26 protein-coding genes are annotated in these 14,651 nt (G+C 36.2%); all 26 read left to right on the plus strand.

The window, feature by feature from the left end; translation table 11 throughout:
- Nucleotides 1–113: 113 nt before the first annotated feature.
- Entirely contained in the window at nucleotides 114–359 is a 246-nt protein-coding gene (locus KVH43_RS06365; protein WP_218283991.1) for a ribosomal L7Ae/L30e/S12e/Gadd45 family protein, read from the plus strand.
- Nucleotides 360–461: 102 nt separating this feature from the next.
- Nucleotides 462–878, plus strand: a complete 417-nt coding sequence (gene rpsL, locus KVH43_RS06370; RefSeq protein WP_218283992.1) for a 30S ribosomal protein S12 — start codon at nucleotides 462–464, stop codon at nucleotides 876–878.
- Nucleotides 879–1,003: 125 nt separating this feature from the next.
- The gene (rpsG, locus tag KVH43_RS06375) at nucleotides 1,004–1,474 is read left to right on the plus strand and encodes a 30S ribosomal protein S7 (RefSeq protein ID WP_218283993.1); all 471 of its coding nucleotides are present in this window, start codon (nucleotides 1,004–1,006) and stop codon (nucleotides 1,472–1,474) included.
- 83 nt (nucleotides 1,475–1,557) lie between these two features.
- Nucleotides 1,558–3,627: an elongation factor G gene (gene fusA, locus KVH43_RS06380; protein WP_218283994.1), complete on the plus strand. Its 2,070-nt coding sequence runs from the start codon at nucleotides 1,558–1,560 to the stop codon at nucleotides 3,625–3,627.
- A 91-nt stretch (nucleotides 3,628–3,718) separates the two neighbouring features.
- Nucleotides 3,719–4,912, plus strand: coding sequence for an elongation factor Tu (gene tuf, locus KVH43_RS06385; RefSeq protein WP_218283981.1), 1,194 nt, complete (start codon nucleotides 3,719–3,721; stop codon nucleotides 4,910–4,912).
- A gap of 387 nt (nucleotides 4,913–5,299) precedes the next feature.
- The gene (rpsJ, locus tag KVH43_RS06390) at nucleotides 5,300–5,611 is read left to right on the plus strand and encodes a 30S ribosomal protein S10 (RefSeq protein ID WP_218283995.1); all 312 of its coding nucleotides are present in this window, start codon (nucleotides 5,300–5,302) and stop codon (nucleotides 5,609–5,611) included.
- Between the two features lie 105 nt (nucleotides 5,612–5,716).
- Nucleotides 5,717–6,346, plus strand: a complete 630-nt coding sequence (gene rplC, locus KVH43_RS06395) for a 50S ribosomal protein L3 (protein WP_218283996.1) — start codon at nucleotides 5,717–5,719, stop codon at nucleotides 6,344–6,346.
- Between the two features lie 29 nt (nucleotides 6,347–6,375).
- Nucleotides 6,376–6,999, plus strand: a complete 624-nt coding sequence (gene rplD, locus KVH43_RS06400) for a 50S ribosomal protein L4 (protein WP_218283997.1) — start codon at nucleotides 6,376–6,378, stop codon at nucleotides 6,997–6,999.
- Nucleotides 6,999–7,292 (plus strand): 50S ribosomal protein L23, encoded by a 294-nt coding sequence (gene rplW / locus KVH43_RS06405; RefSeq protein WP_218283998.1) that lies wholly within the window; start codon nucleotides 6,999–7,001, stop codon nucleotides 7,290–7,292. Before rplD ends, rplW begins: the two co-directional genes overlap by 1 nt.
- Before the next feature lie 34 nt (nucleotides 7,293–7,326).
- Nucleotides 7,327–8,160 carry a 50S ribosomal protein L2 gene (rplB, locus tag KVH43_RS06410; RefSeq protein WP_218283999.1) on the plus strand — a complete coding sequence of 278 codons (834 nt, stop codon included), beginning with the start codon at nucleotides 7,327–7,329 and terminating at the stop codon, nucleotides 8,158–8,160.
- 92 nt (nucleotides 8,161–8,252) lie between these two features.
- Complete coding sequence (gene rpsS / locus KVH43_RS06415; protein WP_218284000.1) at nucleotides 8,253–8,537, plus strand: 30S ribosomal protein S19; 285 nt, start codon at nucleotides 8,253–8,255, stop codon at nucleotides 8,535–8,537.
- Nucleotides 8,538–8,566: 29 nt separating this feature from the next.
- The gene (gene rplV, locus KVH43_RS06420; protein ID WP_218284001.1) at nucleotides 8,567–8,902 is read left to right on the plus strand and encodes a 50S ribosomal protein L22; all 336 of its coding nucleotides are present in this window, start codon (nucleotides 8,567–8,569) and stop codon (nucleotides 8,900–8,902) included.
- A 16-nt stretch (nucleotides 8,903–8,918) separates the two neighbouring features.
- Nucleotides 8,919–9,662 (plus strand): 30S ribosomal protein S3, encoded by a 744-nt coding sequence (gene rpsC, locus KVH43_RS06425; protein WP_218284002.1) that lies wholly within the window; start codon nucleotides 8,919–8,921, stop codon nucleotides 9,660–9,662.
- Between the two features lie 30 nt (nucleotides 9,663–9,692).
- Nucleotides 9,693–10,133: a 50S ribosomal protein L16 gene (rplP, locus tag KVH43_RS06430; RefSeq protein ID WP_218284003.1), complete on the plus strand. Its 441-nt coding sequence runs from the start codon at nucleotides 9,693–9,695 to the stop codon at nucleotides 10,131–10,133.
- On the plus strand, nucleotides 10,123–10,323 hold the full coding sequence (gene rpmC / locus KVH43_RS06435) for a 50S ribosomal protein L29 (protein WP_218284004.1): 201 nt from the start codon (nucleotides 10,123–10,125) through the stop codon (nucleotides 10,321–10,323). The genes rplP and rpmC overlap by 11 nt, the downstream gene beginning before the upstream one ends.
- 28 nt (nucleotides 10,324–10,351) lie before the next feature.
- The gene (rpsQ, locus tag KVH43_RS06440) at nucleotides 10,352–10,606 is read left to right on the plus strand and encodes a 30S ribosomal protein S17 (protein WP_218284005.1); all 255 of its coding nucleotides are present in this window, start codon (nucleotides 10,352–10,354) and stop codon (nucleotides 10,604–10,606) included.
- A gap of 26 nt (nucleotides 10,607–10,632) precedes the next feature.
- On the plus strand, nucleotides 10,633–11,001 hold the full coding sequence (gene rplN, locus KVH43_RS06445; protein ID WP_218284006.1) for a 50S ribosomal protein L14: 369 nt from the start codon (nucleotides 10,633–10,635) through the stop codon (nucleotides 10,999–11,001).
- Nucleotides 11,002–11,019: 18 nt separating this feature from the next.
- Nucleotides 11,020–11,331, plus strand: a complete 312-nt coding sequence (gene rplX / locus KVH43_RS06450) for a 50S ribosomal protein L24 (protein WP_218284007.1) — start codon at nucleotides 11,020–11,022, stop codon at nucleotides 11,329–11,331.
- A gap of 28 nt (nucleotides 11,332–11,359) precedes the next feature.
- A complete protein-coding gene (gene rplE, locus KVH43_RS06455) occupies nucleotides 11,360–11,899 on the plus strand; it encodes a 50S ribosomal protein L5 (RefSeq protein WP_218284008.1) in 540 nt (179 codons plus the stop codon).
- A 12-nt stretch (nucleotides 11,900–11,911) separates the two neighbouring features.
- On the plus strand, nucleotides 11,912–12,097 hold the full coding sequence (locus KVH43_RS06460; protein WP_218284009.1) for a type Z 30S ribosomal protein S14: 186 nt from the start codon (nucleotides 11,912–11,914) through the stop codon (nucleotides 12,095–12,097).
- Between the two features lie 28 nt (nucleotides 12,098–12,125).
- Nucleotides 12,126–12,521, plus strand: coding sequence for a 30S ribosomal protein S8 (gene rpsH / locus KVH43_RS06465; RefSeq protein WP_255547829.1), 396 nt, complete (start codon nucleotides 12,126–12,128; stop codon nucleotides 12,519–12,521).
- 31 nt (nucleotides 12,522–12,552) lie between these two features.
- Complete coding sequence (gene rplF, locus KVH43_RS06470; protein WP_218284010.1) at nucleotides 12,553–13,092, plus strand: 50S ribosomal protein L6; 540 nt, start codon at nucleotides 12,553–12,555, stop codon at nucleotides 13,090–13,092.
- A 17-nt stretch (nucleotides 13,093–13,109) separates the two neighbouring features.
- Nucleotides 13,110–13,472: a 50S ribosomal protein L18 gene (rplR, locus tag KVH43_RS06475; protein ID WP_218284011.1), complete on the plus strand. Its 363-nt coding sequence runs from the start codon at nucleotides 13,110–13,112 to the stop codon at nucleotides 13,470–13,472.
- A 17-nt stretch (nucleotides 13,473–13,489) separates the two neighbouring features.
- On the plus strand, nucleotides 13,490–13,996 hold the full coding sequence (gene rpsE, locus KVH43_RS06480; protein WP_218284012.1) for a 30S ribosomal protein S5: 507 nt from the start codon (nucleotides 13,490–13,492) through the stop codon (nucleotides 13,994–13,996).
- A 13-nt stretch (nucleotides 13,997–14,009) separates the two neighbouring features.
- On the plus strand, nucleotides 14,010–14,192 hold the full coding sequence (gene rpmD / locus KVH43_RS06485) for a 50S ribosomal protein L30 (protein ID WP_218284013.1): 183 nt from the start codon (nucleotides 14,010–14,012) through the stop codon (nucleotides 14,190–14,192).
- A gap of 17 nt (nucleotides 14,193–14,209) precedes the next feature.
- On the plus strand, nucleotides 14,210–14,650 hold the full coding sequence (gene rplO / locus KVH43_RS06490; protein WP_218284014.1) for a 50S ribosomal protein L15: 441 nt from the start codon (nucleotides 14,210–14,212) through the stop codon (nucleotides 14,648–14,650).
- Nucleotide 14,651: the final 1 nt, after the last annotated feature.

Here is a 14,651-nt window from a genome sequence, read left to right on the forward strand (position 1 = left end):
AGTTAGTGCTAGAATGATAAAGTGTGCAATTAAGAGATAGTTGACTTTTTAAATACACATAAAGATTATGCAGTTGCATAATCTTTATGGTGTTTAATAAAGGAGGAAACTATATGCTTGAAGAATTGAAAAATGAAAAGAAGTTAGTAGTAGGCACAAAGCAAGCTTTAAAAATGGTGAAGGAAGATAAGGCGCAGACACTTTTTATTGCAAAAGATGCAGAAAAACATGTTACAAGAACTATTGAAGAAGAAGCTAAGGAAAAAAATGTACAAATTGTTTATGCTGAATCAATGAAGAAGCTTGGAAAAGCTTGTGGGATCAATAGAGGTGCTGCTACTGCTGTCATACTAAAATAGCAGCTTAAATTAAACAAAGCTAATAAATAATGCAAAACATCATAGGAATGCTCCTATGTGAAATAAATTTCTTTTTTGAAATTTTGGAAGGAGGTGCATGGAATGCCTACAATTAACCAATTAGTGCGTAAATCAAGAGAAAAAGTTGAGTATAAATCAACTGCTCCAGCACTACAAAAAGGATTTAACTCTTTACAAAGAAAAGCAACTAATATTAGTTCACCTCAAAAAAGAGGAGTTTGTACATCTGTAAAGACTGTAACTCCTAAAAAACCTAACTCAGCTCTAAGAAAAGTTGCCAGAGTAAGATTGACAAATGGTATTGAGGTTACTGCTTATATACCAGGAATTGGACACAATCTTCAAGAGCACAGTGTTGTTTTAATCAGAGGTGGAAGAGTAAAAGACTTACCAGGGGTTAGATACCACATTGTAAGAGGTACCCTTGATACAGCAGGAGTTCAAAACAGAAATCAAGGAAGATCTAAGTACGGTGCAAAGAAACCTAAGAAAAAATAATTGAACGTCGAGCGAAAATGCGCCCATCTTATTGGGTGGGCTTAATATATATTGCATTAAGCACGACGGCAATCTTTTGGTTGTCGAGTACCGATGAGAGAATGATTGTTAAGGAGGGAAGAAAAGTGCCAAGAAAAGGACATGTACCAAAAAGAGAAGTTTTACCAGATCCGATATATGGAAGCAAGATTGTAACAAAGCTAATCAACAATATCATGCTAGATGGTAAAAAAGGAACTGCTCAAAAAATTGTATATAATGCATTTGAAATGGTAAAAGAGCAAACAGGTGAAGAACCATTAGAAGTGTTTGAAAAAGCAATGAATAATATTATGCCAGTTCTTGAAGTTAAAGCGAGACGTGTAGGTGGTGCAAACTACCAAGTACCAGTAGAAGTAAGACCTGAAAGAAGACAAACATTGGGTCTTAGATGGTTAACAACTTATTCTCGTAATAGAGGCGAAAGAACTATGGTAGAAAGACTAGCGAAAGAAATTATGGATGCTGCTAATAACACAGGAGCAGCTGTTAAAAAGAAAGAAGATACACATAAAATGGCAGAAGCTAATAAAGCATTTGCACATTATAGATGGTAATTACTTCTTATTAGTTATATTGTCGCCGATTTTGGGGACAATATTTTCTGTAGCAATGCGGAACCAAGAAAGGAGGAGAAAATGTGCCTAGAAAGTTTCCATTAAAGAAAACTCGTAATATAGGGATTATGGCTCATATAGATGCGGGTAAAACAACAACAACTGAAAGAATATTATTCTATACAGGAAGAACACATAAAATTGGTGAAGTGCATGAAGGTGGAGCAACAATGGACTGGATGGAGCAAGAACAGGAGAGAGGTATTACTATTACTTCTGCTGCTACAACTTGCCAATGGAAAGGTCATAGAATAAACATTATTGACACACCGGGGCACGTGGACTTTACTGTAGAGGTTGAAAGATCACTTCGTGTACTTGATGGTGCAGTAGCTGTATTCTGTGCAAAGGGTGGTGTTGAACCTCAATCAGAAACAGTATGGCGTCAAGCTGAAAAATATCAAGTTCCTAGAATGGCATTTGTTAATAAAATGGACATCATGGGAGCTGACTTCTATAATGTTGTGGATATGATGAAGGATCGTTTAAAAGCGAACGCAGTGCCAATTCAATTACCTATTGGAAAAGAAGATACTTTTGTAGGACTTGTAGACCTTATAGAAATGAATGCAAGAATCTATAAAGATGATCTAGGAAGAGAAATAGAAACTACTGAAATTCCAGAGGATATGTTAGAACAAGCTGAAGAATACAGAATGGCATTAGTAGAAGCTGTAGCTGAAGCAGATGAAGAATTAATGATGAAATATCTTGAAGGAGAAGAACTAACAGTAGAAGAGATAAAAGAAGGAATCAGAAAGCAAACTATTGCAAATAATATGGTTCCAGTATGCTGTGGTTCTGCATATAAAAACAAGGGTGTTCAGTTAATGTTAGATGCTGTAGTTGACTTTATGCCATCTCCTTTAGATATTCCAGCTATAAAAGGAGTTCTTCCAGATACTGATGAAGAGGCTGAAAGACCTGCAGATGATAAAGGACCATTCTCAGCGTTAGCATTTAAGATTATGGCAGATCCATATGTAGGAAAGCTTGCTTTCTTCAGAGTATATTCAGGAGTGCTTAAATCAGGATCATATGTTTACAATTCTACAAAAGGCAAAAAAGAAAGAATTGGACGTATTCTTCAGATGCATGCAAATAGTAGAGAAGAGATATCTGAAGTGTATGCTGGAGATATTGCTGCGGCAGTAGGTTTAAAAGATACAACAACTGGAGATACTCTATGTGATCAAGATAATCCAATTATCTTAGAATCTATGGAATTCCCAGAGCCTGTAATTGAAATTGCAATTGAACCAAAAACAAAAGCAGGACAGCAAAAGATGGGTATGTCTTTAGCAAAGCTTGCTGAAGAGGATCCTACTTTTAGAACTTGGACAAATGAAGAAACAGGTCAAACAATTATTGCTGGTATGGGTGAACTTCACCTTGAAATTATCGTAGATAGATTGTTAAGAGAGTTTAAAGTAGAAGCTAATGTTGGTAAGCCACAGGTTGCTTACAAAGAGACAATTACTGCTCCAACAGAAGTTGATACAAAATATGCTCGTCAGTCTGGTGGACGTGGACAATACGGACACGTTAAGCTTAGAGTTACACCAAAAGAGCCAGGAACTGGATATGAATTTGTCAACTCAATTGTTGGTGGAGCTATTCCAAAGGAATATATTCCTCACGTTGATGCAGGTATACAAAGTGCTATGGAAAATGGTATATTAGCAGGCTTCCCAGTAGTTGACGTAAAAGTTGAATTATATGATGGTTCTTACCATGAGGTAGACTCATCAGAAATGGCATTCAAAATAGCTGGTTCTATGGCGTTTAAAGAGGCTATGAAAAAGGCAAAACCAGTATTACTTGAGCCATACTTTAAGGTTGAGGTTGTTGTACCTGAAGAGTACATGGGAGATGTTATCGGAGATATCAACTCTAGACGTGGAAAAATTGAAGGAATGGAACCAAGATCAGGAGCACAAGTAATTAGAGGATATGTGCCACTAGCAGAAATGTTTGGATATGCAACAGACCTACGTTCAAAAACACAGGGTCGTGGAACTTATGTAATGCAATTTGATCACTTTGAACAAGTGCCAACTAGCATTGCTGAAAAAATTATTAATGGTAAATAGATTGTTGCCAGATGAAAGTCTGGCAGCAAAATAAATTCCTTAGTGAATAAAAATCACAAAGATATTTGGGATTGAAAAGGAGGAGAAACAAATGGCAAAAGCTAAATTTGAGAGAAATAAGCCACATGTTAACATTGGAACAATCGGTCACGTTGACCACGGTAAAACAACATTAACAGCAGCGATTACAATGACATTAAACAAAAGATTTGGAACTGGAGAAGCAGTAGCATTCGAAAATATCGATAAAGCTCCAGAAGAAAGAGAAAGAGGAATCACAATTTCAACAGCACACGTTGAGTATGAAACACCAAACAGACACTACGCACACGTTGACTGTCCAGGACATGCTGACTACGTTAAAAACATGATTACAGGAGCAGCACAAATGGACGGAGCGATCCTAGTGGTTGCAGCAACAGATGGTCCAATGCCTCAAACAAGAGAGCATATCTTACTATCAAGACAAGTAGGTGTACCATACATCGTAGTATTCTTAAACAAATGTGATATGGTAGACGATGAAGAATTATTAGACTTAGTAGAAATGGAAGTAAGAGAATTATTAAACGAATATGAATTCCCAGGAGATGATACACCAATCGTTAGAGGATCAGCATTAGAAGCATTAAACGATCCAGATGGACCATGGGGAGATAAAATCGTAGAATTATTCGAAGCAATCGATGAGTACATTCCTGAGCCACAAAGAGATACAGACAAGCCATTCATCATGCCAGTAGAGGACGTATTCTCAATCACAGGAAGAGGAACAGTAGCAACAGGAAGAGTAGAAAGAGGAATCCTAAAAGTACAAGATGAAGTAGAAATCGTAGGATTATCAGAAGAGCCAAGAAAAGTAGTAGTAACAGGAGTAGAAATGTTCAGAAAGCTACTAGATCAAGCACAAGCAGGAGATAACATCGGAGCACTTCTAAGAGGTGTGCAAAGAGATGAAATCGAAAGAGGACAAGTATTAGCAAAGCCAGGAACAATCAATCCACATACAAAATTCAAAGCTGAAGTTTACGTATTAAAGAAAGAAGAAGGTGGAAGACATACACCATTCTTTAAAGGATACAGACCACAGTTCTACTTCAGAACAACAGATATCACAGGATCAATCGAGTTACCAGAAGGCGTAGAAATGTGTATGCCAGGAGATAACGTAACAATGGAAATTGAGCTAATCAGCCCAATCGCTATTGAAGAAGGATTAAGATTTGCTATCCGTGAGGGTGGTAGAACAGTTGGAGCAGGTGTTGTTGCTCAAATTATTGAATAGTTAAATAATGAAGCCGAGGGATTTCCCTCGGCTAAAAAATAAATAGAAATGATCATAAAATTTATATGACAAGGCAATTCAAAAAGGCTTGTTTGTTTTCTGTGTAAAATTACTATTAAATCACAAAAAAAAAATAAAGTCAAGACTTGTTTAATGATCAATATTCAAATATACTATAATAGTGTGTTTGCGGGACTGCAATGACGTGGAAGGTTGCCAAATGAATGTTTTGGGAAATTTTCACTGAGAATGTCCGTTCAAGAATCGGGCGACAGAATATCAGTAAGCTTTCCGAATTTAAAACAACTGGGGAACACCCGGGAGAGTGTACTGTGTTCTAGTCGTACGTGAAAAAAGTATGCGTGCGATGAAAAGGAGGGAAACACAATGGCAAACAAACAAAAAATTAGAATTAGATTAAAGGCTTTTGATCACAAAATTTTAGATCAATCATCAGAAAAAATCGTAGAGACTGCGAAAAGAACAGGTGCAGATGTATCAGGACCTGTGCCACTACCAACTGAAAAGCAAATAATTACGATTTTAAGAGCTGTTCATAAGTATAAAGATTCTAGAGAACAGTTTGAACAAAGAACACATAAAAGATTGATTGACATCTTAAATCCAACACCTAAAACTGTTGATGCGTTAATGAGATTAGATTTACCAGCAGGTGTTGATATTGAAATTAAATTATAATGAATGTAGCTACTAAGAAGTAGGTTGATATATATGCCTATACCTCTCTTAGTATGATTACAAAATAAAATGTAATCCGCTGTAAGAACATCAGGAGGTGTAAAAATGAAAGGTATTTTAGGAAGAAAAATAGGAATGACACAAATCTTTAATGAAGAAGGAAGTGTGATTCCAGTAACAGTTGTTGAAGCTGGACCAGTTTATGTAACGCAAATCAAAACTGTTGAAAAAGATGGATACAATGCTATCCAAGTAGGATATGAAGACAAAAAAGAAAATAGAGCAAACAAGCCAGAAAAAGGACATTTTGAAAAAGCTGGTGTAAGTCCTAAGAAATTCGTAAAAGAATTCCGTGTAGAAAATGCTGCTGACTATAAAATTGGTCAAGAAATTAAAGTGGACATTTTTGCTGATGGAATCAAAGTAGATGTTACAGGAACTTCAAAGGGTAAAGGAACACAAGGTCCGATTAAGAGACATAATCAAGCAAGAGGACCTATGGGTCATGGTTCTAAGTATCATAGAGGACCAGGTTCGTTAGGTGCCAGCTCATATCCAAGTAGAGTATTTAAAGGAATGAAAATGGCTGGAAGAATGGGTAATGAAACGGTAACAGTTCAAAACCTTGAAGTAGCAAAAGTAGATGTAGAAAAGAATCTTATATTAATAAAAGGAGCAATTCCAGGACCTAAAGGTGGAGTTGTTACAATAAAAGAAAGTGTTAAAGCTAAGTAATAATCTAGCTACAGAAGGGAGGAAGTAAAATGCCAAAGGTTGATTTATATAATGTTTCAGGTCAACAAGTAGGTGAAATCGAATTAAGTGAAAATATCTTCGGAGCTGAAATAAATACAAGTGTATTGCATGAAGTTGTAAAAAACTATTTAGCAAATCAAAGACAAGGTACACAATCTGCTAAAACAAGAGCAGAGGTTAGAGGTGGCGGTAGAAAGCCATGGAGACAAAAAGGAACAGGTAGAGCACGTCAAGGAAGTATCAGAGCACCACAATGGGTTGGTGGAGGAGTAGTATTCGCACCAAAACCAAGAAGCTATAGATATACATTACCAAAGAAGGTAAAAAGACTTGCTATGAAGTCTGCATTAACTGCTAAGGTAAAAGAAAATGAAATTGTTGTTTTAGATGAACTTAAAATGGATGCGTTTAAAACAAAAGATATGGTAAATATCTTAAACAACTTAAAGGTGGAAAAGAAAGCATTAATCGTTCTTGATGAGAAAAATGATTATGTTATAAAATCAGCTAGCAACATCAAAGGAGTAACAACTACTCTTGTAAACACATTAAATGTTTATGATATTTTAAACCATGATAAGTTTATCGTAACAAAAGACGCTGTACACAAGATAGAGGAGGTGTACGCATAATGAAGACACCATACGATATCGTGAAAAAGCCATTAATCAGTGAAAGAAGTATGGATGATATGGCTGAAAGAAAATATACTTTTATAGTTGATATAAACGCTAATAAAACAGAAATCAAAAAAGCTGTTGAAGAAATTTTTGGCGTAGAAGTAGAAAAAGTAAACACAGTGCGTGTAAAAGGTAAATACAAGAGAATGGGAATGAATGTTGGGAAAAGACCTGATAGAAAAAAAGCGATTATTAAATTAACTCCTAACAGCAAAGAGATCGAATTCTTTGAAGGAATGCAGTAGATAAAAGTACGAGTAAAGAAGGAGGGAAAGAGCAATGGGAATCAAGAAGTTTAACCCAACTTCTCCAGCGTTAAGACAAATGACAGTTTCTACGTTCGAGGAAATCACAAAAAAAGAACCTGAAAAGTCATTGTTAGTACCACTTACAAAAAAAGCTGGAAGAAATGCACAGGGTAAAATTACTGTTCGTCATAGAGGTGGCGGTGCGAAAAGAAAATATAGAATTATTGATTTTAAAAGAAATAAAGATGGTATACCTGCAAAGGTAACTGCTATCGAGTATGATCCAAATAGATCAGCTAATATTGCACTTTTAACTTATGCAGATGGTGAAAAAAGATATATTATTGCTCCTAACAAATTAAATGTGGGAGATACAGTTATGTCTGGAGAAGGTGCAGATATAAAGGTAGGAAATGCACTAAAGTTAAAGGATATTCCAGTGGGTACAGTTATCCACAATATTGAAATGAAGCCTGGAAAAGGTGCTCAATTAGTTAGAGCAGCAGGAAATTCTGCTCAACTTATGGCGAAAGAAGGAAAGTATGCACAGGTTAGATTACCTTCCGGTGAGGTAAGACTTGTAAGTATCAATTGTAAAGCAACAATTGGTCAAGTAGGAAACTTAGATCATGAAAATATTACAATTGGTAAAGCGGGACGTAAACGTCATATGGGTATTAGACCTACTGTAAGAGGTTCTGTAATGAACCCTAACGATCACCCTCATGGTGGTGGAGAAGGTAGAGCCCCTGTAGGAAGACCTTCGCCAATGACTCCTTGGGGTAAACCAGCAATTGGATACAAAACTAGAAAGAAAAATAAATCATCAGATAAATTCATCATCAAGAGAAGAAATCAGAAGTAGTAGAGGAAAAGAGGTCATGGAAAAGATAGTGGCCTTGGCCTCGTAGTCCTCAGGTCAAGCAGATGAAGTTTCCGAAGGGAGGAAAAGTAGGTATGAGTAGATCATTGAAGAAGGGGCCTTTTGTTGAGCCTAAGCTTTTACGCAGAATCGAAGAAATGAATGAAAAAAATGAGAAAAAAGTAATCAAAACATGGTCAAGAGCATCAACAATATTTCCACAAATGATAGGCCATACAATTGCTGTGCATGATGGAAGAAAGCATGTTCCAGTTTATGTAACAGAGGATATGGTTGGTCATAAGTTAGGTGAGTTTGCACCTACAAGAACTTATAGAGGACATGCAGATAACGAAAAATCATCAAAGGTTAAGAAATAGTAAGATAGATACGGAAGGAGGTTGCTAAGGTGGAAGCTAGAGCGATTGCAAAATATGTTCGTATATCTCCAAGAAAAATGAAGCCTGTTGTAGATATGGTTAGAGGAATGAATGCTGATGAGGCGTTAGCTGTTTTAGAATATACGCCAAGAGCTACTGCTAAAATACTTGCAAAGGTAATTCAATCAGCAAAAGCAAATGCAGAAAATAATCATGAGATGGATGCGGATAAATTATATATTGCTGAAGTATATGCAAATCAAGGTCCTACAATGAAGCGTTGGAGAGCAGCTTCAATGGGTCGTGGTGTGAAAATATTAAAAAGAACTAGTCATGTAGGAGTTGTACTAAAAGAAAGAGACTAAGAAGGAGGGAGAAGTAATGGGTCAAAAAGTAAGTCCACACGGCTTAAGGGTTGGTGTGATTAAGGACTGGGATTCTAAATGGTATGCAGATAAAGCAAATTTTGCAGACCTTTTAATCGAAGATAATAAAATTCGTAAGTATATAAAAAAGAAGCTTTATACTTCCGGAATAGCAAGAATCGTTATAGAAAGAGCTGCTAATAATAAAGTAAAGGTAAATATCTTTACAGCAAAGCCTGGTATGGTTATCGGTAAAGCTGGAGCAGGTGTTGAAGAATTAAGAAAAGAAATAGAGAAGCTAACAGGGAAGAGCGTTATTGTAAATATTAATGAAGTGAAAAGAGCAGAGATGGAAGCACAATTAGTTGCTGAAAATGTAGCATTTTCACTAGAAAGAAGGGTATCCTTCAGAAGAGCTATGAAGCAAGCTATTGGTAGAACAATGAAAGCTGGAGCTCAAGGAATTAAAATCATGACATCAGGAAGACTTGGTGGAGCTGAAATGGCAAGAAGTGAGAAGTACAGTGAAGGAAATGTACCTCTTCACACATTAAGAGCGGATATTGATTATGGTTTCGCTGAAGCAGATACTACTTATGGAAAAATTGGTGTAAAAGTATGGATCAATAAAGGAGAAGTTCTTCCTGAAACAAGCGAAGCTGTAAAAGAAATGAGAAGAGCTAATAGAGCAAAGCAAGAATTTAAACCTAGAAGACAAAAAAACGATAGAAGAAATGATAGAAGAAGCGAAAGAAAATAGTTCTAAAGCGAGGGAAGGAGGAAACGGACGATGTTAATGCCTAAAAGAGTAAAGCGTCGTAGAGTGCATAGAGGCAGAATGAAAGGAACAGCACAAAGAGGCAATAAAATAACTTACGGAGAGTATGGAATTATGGCTCTTGAGCCAGCGTGGATTACTTCAAATCAAATTGAAGCTGCCAGAATCGCTATGACGAGATCTATAAAAAGAGGGGGTAAAGTGTGGATTAAGATATTCCCTCATAAGCCAGTAACACAAAAGCCTGCTGAAACACGTATGGGTGCTGGTAAAGGTTCTCCAGAATATTGGGTAGCTGTAGTAAAACCAGGTAGAGTAATGTTTGAATTAGCTGGCGTATCAGAAGAAAAAGCTAGAGAAGCTATGAGACTTGCAATGCATAAGCTTCCTATTAAATGTAAATTTGTAACACGTCAAGATACAGAAAAGGGTGGTGAAGCGAATGAAAGCTAATAAGCTTCGTGATATGACCGTACAAGAATTAAATAATAAATTGATAGAACTTAAAAATGAACTTTTTAATTTAAGATTTCAATTAGCTACAGGTCAGCTTGAAAACCCAATGAAAGTAAAAAGTGTACGAAAAGATATTGCTCGTACAAAAACCATCCTTAGAGAAAAAGAATTAAAGAAGAACGCATAAATAAGGGTACGGAAGGAGGTCTTTACTCGTGGAAAGAACAAGAAGAAAGACAAGAGTAGGTCGTGTAGTAAGTGACAAGATGGAAAAAACTATAGTAGTAGCAGTAGAAGATTTTGTACGTCACCCACTATACGGAAAAGCAGTAAGAAGAACAAAAAAATTCAAAGCTCATGATGAACATAATGAGTGCAGAATTGGCGATCGTGTAAGAATCATGGAAACTAGACCGTTAAGTAAGGACAAAAGATGGAGACTAGTAAATATCGTAGAAAGAGCGAAGTAATTGTATAACCGGAAGGAGGTATTACTATGATTCAACAAGAAACACGCCTAACAGTTGCTGATAATTCAGGAGCTAAAGAGCTATTATGTATTCGTGTACTAGGTGGTTCTAAGCGTAAGTATGCAAATATTGGTGATGTGATTGTTTGTGCAGTTAAAGATGCAACACCAGGCGGTGTTGTTAAAAAGGGACAAGTCGTTAAGGCTGTAGTAGTAAGAAGTAAATTTGGTACTAGACGTGCAGATGGAAGCTATATAAAATTTGATGAAAATGCAGCGGTTGTAATCAAAGATGATAAAACCCCTGTAGGAACTCGTATTTTCGGGCCGGTTGCAAGAGAATTGAGAGAAAGAGATTTCATGAAAATTGTTTCACTTGCACCAGAAGTACTATAGCTTGAGGAGGTGTAATGAATGCACATTAAAAAAGGTGATACAGTAGTAGTGATATCAGGAAAAGATAAAGGCAAAAAAGGTAAGGTGCTAGAAGCACAGCCTAAAAAGAATAGAGTAATCGTTGAAGGCGTAAATATGCTTACAAAGCATCAAAAGCCAAATGCGAAGGTACAGCAAGGTGGAATTATTCATCAAGAAGGACCAATTCATGTTTCAAATGTAATGCTTTGGGATAAAAAGGCTAATGCGCCTACAAGAGTAGGATACAAAGTTTTAGAAGACGGAACGAAAGTAAGAGTATCTAGAAAGACCGGAGAAGTAATCGAGTAAGATTGAAGCTTGAAGGGAGGTTAAATAAGTGGCTAGATTAAAAGAACTATATACTAAAGATATAGCAAAAGCTTTAATGGAAAAGTTCGGGTATAAAAGTGTAATGGAAATCCCAAAACTTGAAAAGGTTGTTGTAAATATGGGATTAGGAGATGCAAAAGATAACTCAAAACTTCTAGAAGTTGCTGTGCAGGAATTAGCAACAATTACAGGTCAAAAGCCTATTGTTACAAGAGCAAAGAAATCTGTTGCAAACTTTAAAGTACGTGAAGGTATGCCTGTAGGTGCAAAGGTAACTTTAAGAGGAGAAAGAATGTTTGAGTTTGTAGATAGATTGTTCAATATTGCATTACCAAGGGTAAGAGACTTCAGAGGTGTAAATCCTAACTCGTTTGATGGAAGAGGTAATTATGCCCTAGGAATTAAAGAGCAATTAATATTCCCTGAGATCGATTATGATAAAGTTGACAAAATAAGAGGAATGGACATTATATTTGTTACGACAGCTAAAACTGATGAAGAAGCACGCGAACTGTTAAGATTGTTAGGAATGCCATTCGCTAGATAAGGAGGGAAAGTAGTGGCTAGAAAAGCTCTTAAAATTAAACAAGCAAGAAAACAAAAGTTCTCAACAAGAGAGTACAATAGATGTAGAATTTGCGGAAGACCACATGCTTATTTAAGAAAATTTGGTATTTGCCGTATTTGCTTTAGAGAATTAGCATACAAGGGTGAAATACCAGGCGTTAAGAAAGCAAGCTGGTAAGGAATATAAGGAAGGAGGTACTTATACTATGATGACAGATCCAATTGCAGATATGCTTACACGTATAAGAAATGCGAATATAGTGAGACATGAAACAGTAGATATTCCTGCTTCAAATATGAAAAAATCAATTGCTGAAATCCTTCTAAATGAAGGGTTTATCAAGGGATATGATGTAATTGAAGATGGAAAGCAAGGAATCATCAGATTACAAATGAAGTACGGAAGCAACAAAGAGAGAGTTATTAGTGGACTTAAGAAAATATCAAAACCAGGTTTAAGAGTTTATGTAAAGAAAGATGAAATACCAAAGGTATTAGGCGGACTAGGAATAGCGATTCTTTCAACTTCTAACGGTATCGTTACAGATAAGGAAGCTAGAAAACTAGGAACAGGTGGAGAAGTAATCTGCTACGTTTGGTAATAGATAATCTTAAGGTATAGGAGGTGCAGCTATGTCAAGGATAGGTAAACTACCAATCACAATTCCAGATGGGGTAGAAGTTAAAATAGATGATAAAAATCTTGTTACTGTAAAAGGACCTAAGGGACAATTACAAGAACAAATCAATAAAGACATGAAGATTACAGTAGAAGAAAATACACTTACAGTAGAAAGACCTACAAATAATAAAATTCACAGATCCCTACACGGTTTAAGTCGTACATTGATCAACAACATGATCGTTGGTGTAACAAAAGGATATGAGAAAAAGCTAGTAATAAATGGTGTAGGTTATCGTGCAGCTAAACAAGGAAATAAATTAACAATGTCTTTAGGGTATTCACATCCAGTTGAGATGATAGATCCTGAAGGTATTACAACAGAAGTTCCAAATCAAAATGAAATTATTGTAAAAGGTATCAACAAGCAATTAGTTGGAAACTATGCTGCGAAGATTAGATCTTGGAGAGAGCCTGAGCCATATAAAGGTAAAGGTATTAGATATGACAACGAAGTAATCCGTCGTAAGGAAGGTAAGACAGGTAAGTAGGAAAGGAGTGAAAAGAAGTGATTAATAAGGAGAGTAAAAACGCAAAAAGACAAAAAAGACACTTGAGAATCCGTAAAAAAGTGTCTGGAACTCCTGAACGCCCAAGATTAAGTGTATATAGAAGTTTGAAAAATATATATGCGCAAATTATCGATGATGTAGCAGGAAAAACTTTAGTTGCTGCTTCAACGTTAGATAAAGAGATAAACGTAAATCATGGAGGCAATAAGGAAGCTGCTAAATTAGTAGGAGAGCTTGTTGCAAAGAGAGCATTAGAAAAAGGAATTAACAATGTTGTATTTGATAGAAGCGGATATATTTATCATGGTAGAATAAAGGAACTAGCTGAAGGAGCAAGAGAAGCTGGGTTGAAATTCTAGCAGAAGGAGGGAAATGAATGAAACGTCAACTTATTGATGCGAGCAAACTGGATTTAAAAGAGACAGTTATTAATATAAGCCGTGTAACAAAAGTTGTAAAAGGTGGTAGAACCTTCAGATTTAGTGCAACTGTTGTTGTTGGAGATGAAAATGGATACGTTGGAATTGGTTCAGGTAAAGCACAAGAAATTCCAAATGCTATTAAAAAAGGAATTGAAGCGGCTAAAAAGAATTTAATTTATGTTCCAAGAGTAGGTACAACAATCCCTCATAGAATAGAGGGACACTTTGGAGCTGGAAGAGTATTAATCATGCCAGCTAAAGAAGGTACAGGAGTTATCGCAGGTGGACCTGTACGTGCCGTTTTAGAACTTGCAGGAATTAAAGATGTAAGAGCAAAATCATTAGGAACAAACAACTCAAGAAATATGGTTAATGCAACAATAGAAGGACTTAAGAACTTAAAAACAGTTGAAGAAGTTGCAAGACTTAGAGGTAAATCTGTAGAGGAACTATTAGGTTAGGAGGGGAAAGACCTTGGCTAATATGTTAAAAATAACATTGGTAAGAAGTACCATCGGGTCCAAGCCTCAACATAGAAAGACAATCGAAGCGCTAGGACTAAAGAAAATTAGACAAACAGTAGAGAAAAAAGACAATCCTCAAATGAGAGGTATGATTGAAAAAGTAAGACATTTAGTAGAAGTAGAAGAAATATAGGTCAAGGAGGTGTAACCATGAAGCTACATGAGTTAAGACCGGCAGAAGGTTCAACAAAGAACAGAAAAAGACTTGGAAGAGGAACTGCTACAGGACAAGGAAAAACTGCTGGACGTGGACAAGACGGACAAAAATCTCGTAGCGGTGGTAATGTAAAACCAGGATTTGAAGGTGGTCAAATGCCTCTATACAGAAGACTACCTAAGAGAGGTTTTACTAATGTATTTAAAAAGCAGTGGACAATTATCAATGTAGATACATTAAATAGATTTGACGAAGGTACTGTTGTAACTCCTGAATTACTTTTAGAAAAAGGAATCATCAAAAAAATCGTTGATGGTGTAAAAGTATTAGGTAATGGAGAGCTACAAAAGAAAGTAACTGTACAGGCACATAAATTCAGCCAGTCAGCTGTAGAGAAAATTGAAGCTGCTGGAGGAAAGGCAGAGGTGATCTAAC

It is taken from the genome of Crassaminicella indica (genome assembly GCF_019203185.1).
GTDB lineage: Bacteria > Bacillota > Clostridia > Peptostreptococcales > Thermotaleaceae > Crassaminicella > Crassaminicella indica.

Excerpts from the sequence above, each read along its gene's own strand:
- KVH43_RS06365 (WP_218283991.1), top strand. The coding sequence starts at position 114 with ATGCTTGAAGAATTGAAAAATGAAAAGAAGTTAGTAGTAGGCACAAAG.
- rpsL (WP_218283992.1), top strand. The coding sequence starts at position 462 with ATGCCTACAATTAACCAATTAGTGCGTAAATCAAGAGAAAAAGTTGAG.
- tuf (WP_218283981.1), top strand. The coding sequence starts at position 3,719 with ATGGCAAAAGCTAAATTTGAGAGAAATAAGCCACATGTTAACATTGGA.
- rpsJ (WP_218283995.1), top strand. The coding sequence starts at position 5,300 with ATGGCAAACAAACAAAAAATTAGAATTAGATTAAAGGCTTTTGATCAC.
- rplC (WP_218283996.1), top strand. The coding sequence starts at position 5,717 with ATGAAAGGTATTTTAGGAAGAAAAATAGGAATGACACAAATCTTTAAT.
- rplD (WP_218283997.1), top strand. The coding sequence starts at position 6,376 with ATGCCAAAGGTTGATTTATATAATGTTTCAGGTCAACAAGTAGGTGAA.
- rplW (WP_218283998.1), top strand. The coding sequence starts at position 6,999 with ATGAAGACACCATACGATATCGTGAAAAAGCCATTAATCAGTGAAAGA.
- rplB (WP_218283999.1), top strand. The coding sequence starts at position 7,327 with ATGGGAATCAAGAAGTTTAACCCAACTTCTCCAGCGTTAAGACAAATG.
- rpsS (WP_218284000.1), top strand. The coding sequence starts at position 8,253 with ATGAGTAGATCATTGAAGAAGGGGCCTTTTGTTGAGCCTAAGCTTTTA.
- rpsC (WP_218284002.1), top strand. The coding sequence starts at position 8,919 with ATGGGTCAAAAAGTAAGTCCACACGGCTTAAGGGTTGGTGTGATTAAG.
- rplP (WP_218284003.1), top strand. The coding sequence starts at position 9,693 with ATGTTAATGCCTAAAAGAGTAAAGCGTCGTAGAGTGCATAGAGGCAGA.
- rpmC (WP_218284004.1), top strand. The coding sequence starts at position 10,123 with ATGAAAGCTAATAAGCTTCGTGATATGACCGTACAAGAATTAAATAAT.
- rplN (WP_218284006.1), top strand. The coding sequence starts at position 10,633 with ATGATTCAACAAGAAACACGCCTAACAGTTGCTGATAATTCAGGAGCT.
- rplX (WP_218284007.1), top strand. The coding sequence starts at position 11,020 with ATGCACATTAAAAAAGGTGATACAGTAGTAGTGATATCAGGAAAAGAT.
- rpsH (WP_255547829.1), top strand. The coding sequence starts at position 12,126 with ATGATGACAGATCCAATTGCAGATATGCTTACACGTATAAGAAATGCG.
- rplF (WP_218284010.1), top strand. The coding sequence starts at position 12,553 with ATGTCAAGGATAGGTAAACTACCAATCACAATTCCAGATGGGGTAGAA.
- rpsE (WP_218284012.1), top strand. The coding sequence starts at position 13,490 with ATGAAACGTCAACTTATTGATGCGAGCAAACTGGATTTAAAAGAGACA.
- rplO (WP_218284014.1), top strand. The coding sequence starts at position 14,210 with ATGAAGCTACATGAGTTAAGACCGGCAGAAGGTTCAACAAAGAACAGA.